Origin of the sequence: Klebsiella sp. CN_Kp073, from assembly GCF_040065495.2 — a bacterium.
GTDB lineage: Bacteria > Pseudomonadota > Gammaproteobacteria > Enterobacterales > Enterobacteriaceae > Klebsiella > Klebsiella aerogenes.
Window position 1 is genome coordinate 4,930,694 of sequence record NZ_CM198051.1, and the last position, 12,160, is coordinate 4,942,853.

Annotated in this window: 11 protein-coding genes; 4 read left to right on the top strand and 7 right to left on the bottom strand. The window is 53.5% G+C overall.

Annotated features, from left to right (window positions below):
- Positions 1–54: 54 nt before the first annotated feature.
- On the top strand, positions 55–936 hold the full coding sequence (locus ABLV66_RS23715; RefSeq protein WP_045398172.1) for a LysR family transcriptional regulator: 882 nt from the start codon (positions 55–57) through the stop codon (positions 934–936).
- 323 nt (positions 937–1,259) lie between these two features.
- Here ABLV66_RS23715 and ABLV66_RS23720 read toward each other — a convergent pair whose 3' ends face one another.
- The 4 genes from ABLV66_RS23720 to soxR form a co-directional block, all read right to left on the bottom strand.
- The gene (locus ABLV66_RS23720; RefSeq protein ID WP_015368729.1) at positions 1,260–2,906 is read right to left on the bottom strand and encodes a Na+/H+ antiporter; all 1,647 of its coding nucleotides are present in this window, start codon (positions 2,904–2,906) and stop codon (positions 1,260–1,262) included.
- 147 nt (positions 2,907–3,053) lie between these two features.
- On the bottom strand, positions 3,054–4,403 hold the full coding sequence (locus tag ABLV66_RS23725; RefSeq protein ID WP_015704058.1) for an NCS2 family permease: 1,350 nt from the start codon (positions 4,401–4,403) through the stop codon (positions 3,054–3,056).
- A 372-nt stretch (positions 4,404–4,775) separates the two neighbouring features.
- Positions 4,776–5,444 carry a glutathione S-transferase family protein gene (locus tag ABLV66_RS23730; protein WP_045396725.1) on the bottom strand — a complete coding sequence of 223 codons (669 nt, stop codon included), beginning with the start codon at positions 5,442–5,444 and terminating at the stop codon, positions 4,776–4,778.
- Positions 5,445–5,718: 274 nt separating this feature from the next.
- Entirely contained in the window at positions 5,719–6,177 is a 459-nt protein-coding gene (soxR, locus tag ABLV66_RS23735) for a redox-sensitive transcriptional activator SoxR (protein ID WP_045396728.1), read from the bottom strand.
- Between the two features lie 84 nt (positions 6,178–6,261).
- Between soxR and soxS the strand changes: the two genes are divergently transcribed.
- Complete coding sequence (soxS, locus tag ABLV66_RS23740) at positions 6,262–6,591, top strand: superoxide response transcriptional regulator SoxS (protein ID WP_015368734.1); 330 nt, start codon at positions 6,262–6,264, stop codon at positions 6,589–6,591.
- Here the strand turns inward: soxS and pdeC are convergent.
- On the bottom strand, positions 6,576–8,180 hold the full coding sequence (gene pdeC / locus ABLV66_RS23745; protein ID WP_047045874.1) for a cyclic di-3',5'-guanosine monophosphate phosphodiesterase PdeC: 1,605 nt from the start codon (positions 8,178–8,180) through the stop codon (positions 6,576–6,578). The two genes, soxS and pdeC, sit on opposite strands and share 16 nt — an antisense overlap.
- Positions 8,181–8,729: 549 nt before the next feature.
- On the opposite strand from pdeC, the gene ABLV66_RS23750 reads away from it, so the two are divergent.
- Complete coding sequence (locus tag ABLV66_RS23750) at positions 8,730–9,011, top strand: YjcB family protein (protein WP_015704055.1); 282 nt, start codon at positions 8,730–8,732, stop codon at positions 9,009–9,011.
- 63 nt (positions 9,012–9,074) lie between these two features.
- On the opposite strand, the gene iraM is transcribed toward ABLV66_RS23750, so the two are convergent.
- Positions 9,075–9,434: an anti-adapter protein IraM gene (gene iraM / locus ABLV66_RS23755; RefSeq protein ID WP_045396734.1), complete on the bottom strand. Its 360-nt coding sequence runs from the start codon at positions 9,432–9,434 to the stop codon at positions 9,075–9,077.
- A 449-nt stretch (positions 9,435–9,883) separates the two neighbouring features.
- On the opposite strand from iraM, the gene ABLV66_RS23760 reads away from it, so the two are divergent.
- The gene (locus tag ABLV66_RS23760) at positions 9,884–11,464 is read left to right on the top strand and encodes an MltF family protein (RefSeq protein ID WP_047078467.1); all 1,581 of its coding nucleotides are present in this window, start codon (positions 9,884–9,886) and stop codon (positions 11,462–11,464) included.
- 79 nt (positions 11,465–11,543) lie between these two features.
- Here the strand turns inward: ABLV66_RS23760 and ssb1 are convergent, their stop codons facing one another.
- Entirely contained in the window at positions 11,544–12,068 is a 525-nt protein-coding gene (ssb1, locus tag ABLV66_RS23765; protein ID WP_015368746.1) for a single-stranded DNA-binding protein SSB1, read from the bottom strand.
- Positions 12,069–12,160 lie beyond the last annotated feature (92 nt).

The window sequence follows — 12,160 nt, forward strand, 5'->3', positions numbered from 1 at the left end:
CTTGCGGACAGAAATGAATTAAAATCATCACAGGTATAGTCTCAGGGAATAATCATGGATATACGTACGTTGCGGTATTTTGTCGAAGTCGTCCGCCAGCAAAGCTTTACCCGCGCGGCGGAGAAGCTCTTCGTCACGCAACCCACCATCAGCAAGATGCTCAAAAATCTGGAAGATGAGCTCAACTGCACCCTGCTTATCCGTGATGGCCGCAAGCTGTTATTAACCGATACCGGCCGGGTAGTCTTCGAACGCGGGCAGGCGATACTCGGCGAATTCAGCCAGTTAAAAGCCGAACTCAGCGATATTAACCATCTGAATAAAGGCGTACTGCGCCTGGGGATCCCGCCGATGGTCGGCATGTTGATGGCTGAGCCCATCAGCCGCTTTCGCCTACGTTATCCCGGCGTGGAGCTGAAAATTTCCGAGTTCGGCGGGTTGACGGTGCAGCAGGCGGTTAGCAACGGCGAACTCGACCTGGCGATGACCGCGCTACCGGTCGATGAGTCCAGCGGCCTGACCACGCTGTCGCTCTTTAGCCATCCGCTCTGTGTCCTCGTGCCGAAGACAGCGCAGTGGCAGGATATCACCTCGATCTCGCCGCAAAAGCTGGCGCAGCATCCATTGGTTATCTACAACGAAGATTTCGCCCTCAGCCAACAGCTGATGCGCCTGTTTGCCGAGCGTGATGTCAAGCCGCGTATCGCCGTGCGCAGCGGTCAGTGGGATTTTCTGGCGGCAATGGTGCAGGCGGGCATTGGCGTGGCGATTTTGCCGGAGCCGATTTGCCAGCGGCTGGATGCCGAGGATTTTTATTGGATCCCGCTGGAGAGCGAATTACGTTGGGAATTAGGGATGATCTGGCGGGAAGGGGTGTATATGTCGCGCAGCGCCGAGGCGTGGCTGGAATGCAGTAAAGCGTTCTGGCTGGAGTAACTCCCCGGTCGCGCTAACGCTTACCGGGGCTACATATAGACTGTCGATACTGTTATCGGTTGGCAACTTTTTAAGGTTTTTTCCCGGACGCGGCGCGTTGCGCCTTCTCCGGGCTACCAAATCGCGCAGTGCTGTAGCCCCGGTAAGCGTTAGCGCCACCGGGGGATTTTGAGATCGCCAGCACCAGTAGTGTCAGCCAGCATAGTGAATAAATTAAAGGCAGGCCGCACGGACCGTAGGTCGGGTAAGGCGTTAGCCGCCACCCGACAAAAAACGGCACCGCGAGTAGTCCCGATAAGCGTCGCGCTTACCGGGACTTAAGGTTACTGATCTTCGATTAACAACGCTTCTAACAGGTCGAGATCGTGCAGCAGCTTCTGCAACGTCTCGTTGCTGATTTGCCGCGTCGCGCGCAGGTGGTACAGCTCACCGCGTTCCGAACGTAGCGCCGCCAGACGGAAACGGCGCTCAAGGCTCTCTTCCAGCATCGAGGTTTCGACATCGTTACGCCCATCCACACGGCGACGCAGGTTACCGATGACGCGCGAACTCACCTCGGTCAGCAGCTGGTTGTCGATATTCTCTTTGGTATCCGCCGCCAGGCGTTCTTCCATTTTCTGAATCGCGACAATCGCCACATCCGCCGTCGCGGCGCGCGCCAGACGCTCTTCTTTGCGCTGCTGTACGTGGTCGGTGGACTCAATACGCCGCAACAGAATCGGCAACGCGATCACCCCGACGAACAGGGAGAAAAGAATCACCCCGGCGGCCAGGAAGATAAGCTCGTAACGCGCCGGGAAGACGTTGCCGTCCGGTAAGAGTAGCGGAATCGACAGCACACCGGCGAGAGTAATCGCCCCGCGCACCCCGGCGACGGAGGAGATCAGCAGCTCGCGGGTGGTCCAGGAGCCAAACTCCATCGGTTTCTTCTTCAGGAAGCGTTGGCTGAGCTTACGCATCGTCCACAGCCAGCCGAAACGCACCAGCATCAGCGCGGCGTAAATCAGCACGATATCGGTGAACAGCATCCAGGTTTCAACGTTCGGATCGGCTTCCGCCGCCACCAGCGAGCTCGACAGGATATCCGGCAGCTGCAGCCCCAACAGCAGGAACACCATGCCGTTAAACACGAACTCCAGCATGGCCCAGGTACTGTTGGCGCGCAGGCGCATAGCCAGCGGCGCGGTACGCATCACCCCGGAACGGGTGATGGTCATCCCTGCGGCCACCGCCGCCAGGATCCCCGAGAAACCGATATGTTCGGCAATCAGGTAGGAAGCGAACGGCAGCAGGAACAGCAGCACAATTTGCGTTGCCGGTTCATCGCCGCCCCAGCGGCTGAGGAAACGCATTGAGCGGCCATACAGCCAGCTGACCACGAAACCGGCCAGGATGCCGCCAATCGCCACCTTCAGGAACTCAACGGTGGCGCCGCCAATGGTGAACACCATCGTGCCCATCGCCACGGCAACGGCAAATTTTAACGACACCAGGCCAGAAGCGTCATTCATCAGCGCTTCACCCTGCAGGATGCCCATGATTTTCTTCGGTATCCGCCCTTCGCCGACAATACCGGACAGCGCCACGGCATCGGTCGGCGACAGCACCGCCGCAAGGGCGAATGCCGGAACCAGCGGGATCCCCGGCACAATCCAGTAAATCAGGAAGCCGATACCGACCACGGTGACCACCACCAGCGCCAGCGCCAGGCCGAAGATTTCCCGGCCGTGCTCGATAAACTCGCGGGTCGGCGTTTTCCAGCCATCGGCAAACAGCAGCGGCGGGATAAACAGAACGAGGAAGAGTTCAGGGTCGAACTCAACGTGCAAACCAAAGGTCGGCCAGGCCAACAGCGCGCCGATGGCGATTTGCATTAACGGTAGTGGGACCTGAAAGGGCAGTACACGTGTAACCACCCCTGAGAGAGAGACCACGAGGGTCATGATGAGTATGGTGAAGAATATTTCCATGTGTTCCCTGTTTGCTGCGTTTTCTTTTTTTACATCTGAGGCGTCATGTCTCGAAATGATACGCTACTCAGATTAACGCAAAAGGAAACAGGATGTGGCTTAAAAATTAAACGGGCGGCCAAAGCCGCCCGTCGTTAGCAGGAAAAGTTAAATCGCCCATCCGCCGGCGTAGAAGATGACCAGCGCCGCCGCGATGATCACGGTGCCCGCATTGAGCTTGCGCCATTCGCCGGATACCACGCGGCCAATCACCAGCGATGCAAAACCGATCATGATGCCGGTCACGATGTTGCAGGTCAGCACGATGAACACCGCGGTAATCAGCCCCGCCATCGCATCAACAAAGTCATTGAAGTCGATTTTCGCCACGTTGCTCAGCATCAGCAGGCCAACGTACATTAGCGCTGGCGCGGTCGCGTAGGCCGGTACCAGATAGGAGAGCGGAGAAAGGAACAGGATCAGCAGGAACAGCACGCCAACGGTGACTGCCGTCAGGCCAGTTTTGCCGCCCGCCGCCGTACCGGCTGCCGATTCGATATACACCGCCGCAGGGGCTGCGCCCACCACGCCGGAGAACACGCTGCTCAGGGAGTCGGTAGTCAGCGCTTTGCCGCCGTTGATGATCTGCCCGTCTTTATCCAGCAGGTTAGCCTGGCCGGCCACCGCGCGAATGGTACCGGTGGCGTCGAATACCGCAGTCATGACCAGCGCCAGCACGCTTGGCAGCACCACCGGGTTCAGCGCGCCGATGATATCAAGGCTGCCAATCAGCGAATTGCCTTTGTCGTCGCTCAGCGACGGCATGGCGAAAATCCCGGAGAAATGGACGTTCGGATCGAAAATCAGTCCGATAATGGAAATACCGATGATGGTCAGCAGAATGCCGCCAGGCACTTTCAGTTTTTCCAGACCGATAATGACCGCCAGGCCAATCAGCGACATCATCACCGGGAAGCTATCGAAATTGCCCAGCGCAACCGGCAGGCCGTCCAGCGGGTTTTTAATTACCAGACCGACGCCGTTGGCGGCGATCAGCAGCAGGAACAGGCCGATACCGATGCCGGTGCCGTGCGCCACGCCCTGCGGCAGGTTGCGCAGGATCCAGCTACGAATACCGGTAGCGGAGATAATGGTGAACAACACCCCCATCAGGAACACGGCGCCTAATGCCACCGGAATACTAATGTGCTGCCCCAGCACCAGGCTAAAAGCGGTAAAGGCAGTCAGCGAAATCGCGCAGCCGATAGCCAGCGGCAGGTTAGCCCACAGGCCCATCACTAATGAACCGACGCCCGCTACCAGGCAGGTCGAGACGAACACCGCCGCAGGCGGAAAGCCAGCTTTACCTAACATTCCCGGCACCACGATGACGGAGTACACCATCGCCAGGAAGGTCGTTAATCCGGCAACAATTTCCTGACGTACGGAGCTGCCGCGAGCTGAAATTTTAAACCAGGCGTCTAAAGAACCACCGGTACGCGCTGAAGGCGTAGACATAGAAAACTTCCCCTGAAAATTTTGATCGTTCGCTTGCATGCGTGATGGACCGTCCACTGCCAGTTAAACGCCATCTCCTTGTGCTGTTTCCCGGCGCCAGGAGGGAGGCTGAGAAAAAGCAAACGTTTAACTCCGCGCATACAATGCGGTATATGGAATGTCTTTGCTCCCCCTGTCGGCAGGGGAAAAAACGAGCAAAGTAAAAAGGCAAACGATTATCCTGTCTTTAGCTGGCCCTTTTCAACTGAAGTTTGTCGTATTTTGCCAAATTTCGCCGCCAAAGCTCAGGAAATAGACAAACGATGCGCAAACGTTATCGTCAGTGCGCAATGCATTAACATTTTTATATGTTTTAATCCTCTTTCTGGCGTATTAACCGCCAGGCAGGGTAAATGGCCCACCGCGCTCAATAGCGTTAATCCACCCCGGACGTGACTCCACCTGCTGCTGCCAACGCCGGGTGTGCGGCAGGTGTTGAATGCCGCCGCGCGCCAGTAAGGCCATCACCGGGAAGCTCATCTGAATATCCGCCATGCTCAGCGTGCCGCCGGCAAACCACGGCTGACGAGCCAGATGCTGTTCAATATATGCCGCATGGGTCGCCAGCTGTCTATCCAGCCACGCTTTTTGTACCCCTTTGCCCAACGCCCCGCCCAGGGTGCGCATACCAAGCGGCACCGGCGGCTTGCCGAGGCTGGCGAAGATAAGCTTCATCAACAGCAAGGGCATTAACGATCCCTCGGCATAATGGAGCCAGAAGCGATATTGCAGTTTATCTTCCCTCCCCTGCGGCCTCAGCTGCTGGGCGCTATCGTAGGTTTCCTGCAGATATTCCAGAATCGCGCCGGACTCTGCCAGCACCACGCCCTGATCCTCAAGCACCGGCGATTTACCCAACGGGTGAATTTTTTTCAGTTCCGCTGGCGCCTGCATGTTTTTTTCACGCTGGTAGCAGACTACCTGATAGGACAATTGCAGTTCTTCCAACGCCCACAGCACGCGCTGCGAGCGGGATTGGTTGAGGTGATGGACCGTCAACATGGCGCTCTCCTGTTGTTCGTTCAAATTAACTATAGAAACAGGCGGCCAATGACGGAAAAATTTCGGCAACGTCAACAGGCAAAATCAGCAGGCTGTGCCACAATTACATTGTCGACGCAATCCGGAACCTCCTTCAACACATTGCGCAATACCTGAGGGGAGTCGACGTCGGGGGAAACCCTCCCGTGAGCCAGCGGGATAATGCGAAAGACAAAGACCGGAAAACAACTAAAGCGCCCTGTTGTGGCGCTTTAGTTTTTTGCAGGTATCACCATTAATCCTCTTCCAGCAGGCGTGCGCCGGTCCCCTCTTCACCCAACTTATCTCCAGGGTTGCGTAATGGACAATCGCGGCGCGATAAACAGCCGCAACCGATGCAGCCGTCGAGCTGGTCGCGCAACGCGGTCAGGGTGTGAATACGCCGATCCAGCTCCTCCCGCCATTGCGACGACAGCTGTTTCCACTCTTTGGCGCTCAGATTATGCCCTTCCGGCAGGACGCCGAATGCCTCGCCGATGGTCGCCAGCGGAATACCAATACGTTGCGCAATCTTGATGATAGCGACCGCACGCAGCACATCGCGGCGATATCGCCGCTGATTGCCCGCGTTGCGCTGGCTGCGGATAAGCCCTTTGCTTTCATAAAAGTGTAGCGCCGAGACGGCGACGCCGGTTCGTTTCGCCACCTCCCCAGGGGAGAGCAGCATTTTGATGCGTGCTGGTTTATTTTCCATAAAGCTCTTTACCTCAAGTTAACTTGAGGAATTATACTCGCCGACAGACAAAACGACGAATCGAGAATTGAGAGAGGCCGCTTTATGTCCCATCAGGATATTATCCAAACGCTTATTGAATGGATTGATGAACATATCGATCAACCACTTAACATTGATGTAGTCGCTAAAAAATCGGGGTACTCGAAATGGTATCTGCAGCGAATGTTCCGTACCGTTACCCACCAGACGCTGGGTGATTACATTCGCCAGCGCCGGCTACTGCTCGCCGCTGAAGCGCTGAGAACCACGCAACGTCCTATTTTTGATATTGCGATGGATTTGGGATACGTCTCGCAGCAGACGTTCTCGCGGGTATTCCGCCGGGAGTTCGATCGCACTCCCAGCGATTACCGTCATCAGATTTCCGCCTGACGACCGTCGTGCGGCGTACGCAGTAAGATCGGGGACTTGGCGAGCCACTGCATAAACTCCTGTGGCGGCATAGCCCTGGCAAAATGCCATCCCTGACAAAACTGCACGCCGCGCTTAAGCAACCAATCCACCTGATCCAGCGTTTCGACCCCTTCGGCGATGGTTTTTAAACGCAGGCTACGCGCCATATCGATGATATGCTCGGCAATCAGATGGCTGGTACTGTTGGTGGTCAGCGTATCGATAAAGGATTTATCAATCTTCAGAATATCGACATTGAGCGAATAGAGGTTATGCAGGTTGGAATAACCGGTACCGAAATCATCAATGGCTATTTCGTAGCCCGCTTCGCGGAAGGCCTGAATCACCGGTGTGGTTTTCGGCACATCGATAAATCCTCTTTCGGTGACTTCAATTTTAATTTGCTTCACGCAAACCGCATAGCTGCGGGCCTTCTCAGTGATCTGCGCAATTAATCGCGCGGAGTGGAAGTCCGATGCCGAAAGATTAATCGCGATATAGAGCTGCGGATGTCTGGCCAGATATTCGCCAAGATCGTTGAACAACTCGTCGACCACATAATCCGTCACCTGAGCAATCATGCCCGAGTTTTCCGCCAACGGAATAAACTCCGCCGGGCTCATCACCGGACCGTCAAACCCCGGCCAGCGTAACAGCGCCTCGGCGCCGACGCAGCGGTTATTCTTGATGTCGATAATAGGTTGGTAATGCAGGCACAGCTGCCGGTGGCTTAACGCTCGCTGCAGTTTATTGCGCGGTGAATGATACTGCTGACGGCTTCGCGACCAGACCATCAGAATCAAAATGCTGCAAATAATGCCTAACGGCAGGGTCAAGGTAATCTGGTCGTAGAGGCTGGCATAATAGCTGGCGCGCGAGGTGGACATGATGACCGCAATCGGCCGAATCGACGAATGGGCGACGGTATAAACCCGGCCATCCTGATTGAAAAAAGCGTCTTCGTGGCGAATAAGACGATGTAATTCCCTGGCATCAACGTTTTTACTCACGGAGAAAAACATGTTCGTTTTGGTGTCGAAGACACCGTAAGCTAAATCTTTATCGCTGGAAATAACCGAACTATAAGAGAGAGGGTTAACCACCACGGCATAATGCCCGCGCTGCATATAATTCATATCATAGCCGGGATAAAACGGCGTATCACGATAGTAGTAAATGGAGACGTCGGGCTTTCGAGTATAATTCGCGGCAGCTATTCTCCAGCCCTCTTCGGGATGGACCGCGGTGGAACAGAGGAAAGTGTTACCGCTCGCATAAATCAGGTCATCAACATACAGTAGCCCGCGCACGATATTTAACATGTACTGCTGATGCTGCGGGGAACACATTGCCCCGGTAAAGTGCATGGCTTTTTCGCGCGCCTGCTCGGATTCATGAATGACCATTTCCGTTTTTTGCAGCGCCAGCTGCGAAAACGATTGCAGTCTATCTGAGATTTCTTCCCGGGCTCTGATTTGCGCAAACCACAACGCCAACACCACCGGCAGCACAACCACCAGTATGATGAAGAATATTCTTAACGCCTTATGCGGCGCGTTACGACTCATTTCCGCTTTTTATCCATGCGATACGCCTCAATCACGGTATAAGGACAAAAACCAGGCATTACCGACTGTTATAAAAAACAGCGAATTTCAGCAACGAACACGTTTATGTAAAAACCTCACACCTAATAATGATGAATCATACTTACTTATAGATGGATCGAGAAACATTCTCGTAATAATTAAGACACTAGCCACTTACTAATTCGGTTTCTCCGTACAATTACTCGTAATAAGTAACAAAACCCGTTGAACAATTATTGGCAGTCCAGGCCCAGTCCTTAACGGTGTCGAAAAACAGACACCAGACATGCTGGCGCGCATTCCGCCGCCATTAACCCTATTAATAACGTGGTTTAAAATGTCAAAAAAGGTCATTTTTTGTCTGGCGAATAAATCAGCAAATGTGATATAGTTCACACAAGTTGATGAAACAAAATCGTCGTTTCATCACTCCCTGAAGTGCCCGCCGATAGCCAGAGCGTCTCATTATTGATAATCGCGCCAGGTTGTCTAAGGCTCCCGACTTTCTTTGAGAGATAGGATAAGTTAATGGCTTCCATTACTACCAGTGTCGTACTTTTGCGCTGGCCCCTGGTGAGCGCGGTATTGATGTTCCTGGCCAGTTCGCTGAATATTCAATTACGTAAAAGCGACTATGCCGGCTTAGCGATTATTTGTAGCTGCCTGGGCCTGGCTGCCGCCTGTTGGTTTGCTACCGGCTTGTTAGGCATCACCATGGTGGATGTTGCTAAAATCTGGGGCAACATTAAAGATGTCATGGTTGAAGTCATGAGCCAGACGCCGCCAGAATGGCCAATGATGATGACCTGATAAAAAGCTTCCTGCGGGAAGCTTTTTTATTTTCAGCAACAGCGATGCTCTTCCCGGCCCCTGCTAATATTGTTCGCATAACATCGGTCGTAGACGCTCGTTTGGGCAGCGCTTAACCGCACAATACGATTGATAAAGACAAGATTCCTGCTCCGCGACCTCGAAATTGTACGGGCAGGTTGGCCGCTCTCTTAAGGTTTCCCACTGTTTATCGTCGTAACGCGTGATGTTATAAATTTTTAATGAATGATATCGATCATTAATTAAAACTTTAGATGAATAAAGTTTCATGGTTTCGCCGGGAATTAATAAAAGCTCAGCCTCATACCAGATAATAAACTTGAGAAACCGCAGCCCAGATATTGACGAAAAGGCAACGCCAGTATGCGGGCAGATAAGGGTGTTAAGAATCGTCCATTTCATCTTCCATCCTTGTAAGTAAAATCTGAGAGAGAATTTAGTGATAGCACTCCAGGCCGTTATCTGCAAGGCAGGTTATTAATAGTGTGATATAGACCAACCCTGACACACATCGGCCATACCACTCTTGAAGTAAGCTAATCCGGGCATTCTACGAATTATGTATTAATACTAAAAAAACATAACCATGCAAAGGTTATAAATAACCTTACAATATATTTTAAATAGCAGACAAAAATATCATTTTGATATTCACCTGGATGGGATAAGCAATTAGCGATCGCAAAGCGAAAATATTCTATGGTAGGAGAAGCGTCACTTTCTTTTGTATTCTCGCAATCAGGACAATACCACCTACGTCGCGCTGAACCCGGGAGAGGTAAGTAGAAAAAGGCACAGGGGCGCGTTTGCATTGACTAAAATATAACCATCTCCCTGCAGAGTGCCGCATCATGAACATCTTCGGTTTTCAACGTCGTCTGGCGATGGTTTCCGGCTGCCTTCTGGCCATCGTGTTTGCCTTCTCCGCTTCAGCGGCTTCGACGGATAAATCGCCGCCGGCGCAAAAGGACAAAGCGGAGCTGGCCATCAATATGGATCACATCATGCAGCCGCAAAAAGGCGATCTTCCCGATATGATCAACCGGCGGGCGATCCGGGTATTAACGACCTACAGCAAGACCTTCTTTTTTATCGATAAGGGGACCCAGCGCGGCGCCACCCACGATCTTTTCATCGCTTTAGAAAAAGATCTCAATAGCAGACTGGCAAAAGAGAAGAAGCTGAAGCAGAAACACCTCAAAGTGCGGATCGTTTTCATCCCGGTGACGCGGGATAACCTGTTCAAGGCGTTGAATGAAGGTAAGGGGGATATCGCCGCCGCCAATCTCACCATTACTTCATCGCGTCAGGAGCAGGTCGCCTTTACCACCCCGCTCTATAGCGATGTCAAAGAGCTATTAGTTTCTGGGCCATCATCGCCCAACGTGAAAAGCCTGGAGCAGCTTTCCGGTAAAACCGTGTTTGTTCGACGCTCCTCCAGCTATTACGAAAGTTTGCAGGCGCTTAACGCCCGCTTTGCCAAAGCGTCGCTGCCGCCGGTCATTCTGCAGGAGGCGCCGGAGGCGCTCGAAGATGAGGATCTTCTCGAAATGCTTAATGCCGGCCTGATTCCTCTGATCGTGGTGGATCGCCATAAAGCGATTTTCTGGAAACAGGTGTTTCCCAAAATTCAGGTGCATGAAGACATTGTGTTACGAGATGGCGGTAGCATCGCCTGGGCGGTCCGCAAAGATAACCCACAGCTTCTCGCGGTGCTAAATACCTTCGTGAAGAATAATCGTCAAGGCAGCACCCTGGGAAACACGATTCTGCTGCGCTACCTGAAAAGCGCGACCTACGTTAAAAATGCCGCAGCCAACAGAGAACGAGCTAAATTTTTGCAGATGGTAGACATCTTTAGAAAATATGGCGAACGCTATGATGTCGACTGGCTGCTGATGGCAGCCCAGGGATATCAGGAGTCGCGGCTCAATCAATCGGTACGTAGCCACGTCGGCGCAATCGGCGTAATGCAGGTCATGCCCGCCACCGGCAAGGAGCTGAAAGTTGGCGATATTAAGAAAATCGATCCCAACATTCATGCCGGCGTGAAGTATATGCGCTGGATGATTGATCATTACTATGGCGATCAGCCAATGACGCCGCTGAATAAAGCGCTATTTTCGTTCGCGTCCTACAATGCGGGCCCGGCGCGCATCGCGCGTCTACGTACGGAAACCCAAAAACGCGGTTTTGATCCGAACATCTGGTTTGGCAACGTTGAGAATCTCGCCGCGGAAAAAATCGGCGCTGAGACGGTAACCTACGTCAGCAATATCTATAAATACTATATTGCCTATCGGCTGATAATGGATGATATCGCCCGTAAACAAAAAGCGACTGCCGCGCCGCTACCCGAGCCAGGAACGGGCAAGCCGCAGCCCGACGCGGCTACGCCCACAACGCCTCAAATTCCGACGCCGGCGGCCTGAGAGCCTGAAATGAAAAAGCCCCGAACAATCGGGGCTTTTTGTTGGCTTACCGCACAGGCAGCACGTAATAAGGAAAACCTTAGAACGGGATATCGTCGTCGAAGTCCATCGGCGGTTCGTTAGATGGCGCTGCCGGAGCCTGCTGCTGCGGACGAGACTGCGCGCCGCCGCTGAACTGGTTGCCGCCCTGCGGCTGCTGAGGCTGACCCCAACCGCCCTGCTGCTGGCCGCCGCCTGCCGGTGCGCCGCCGCCCTGACGGCCGCCCAGCATCTGCATGGTGCCGCCGACGTTTACCACGATTTCAGTGGTGTACTTGTCCTGACCGGACTGATCGGTCCATTTGCGGGTACGCAGCTGGCCTTCGATATAAACCTGAGAACCTTTACGCAGGTATTCGCCAGCGACTTCCGCCAGTTTGCCGAACAGCACAACGCGGTGCCATTCAGTCTGCTCTTTCATTTCGCCGGTTTGCTTATCGCGCCAGGATTCGGAAGTTGCCAGCGTGAAGTTGGCGACAGCGCCGCCACTTGGCATGTAGCGTACTTCCGGGTCCTGCCCCAGATTACCGACGAGAATCACCTTGTTTACGCCTCTGCTGGCCATGATCGAATCTCCTGAATAATACGTTTTGTATAAGTGTAAACCGGGAATTCTAACATCACAAAGGGGCAATTTGATAGCTGCGAAGCCAATTC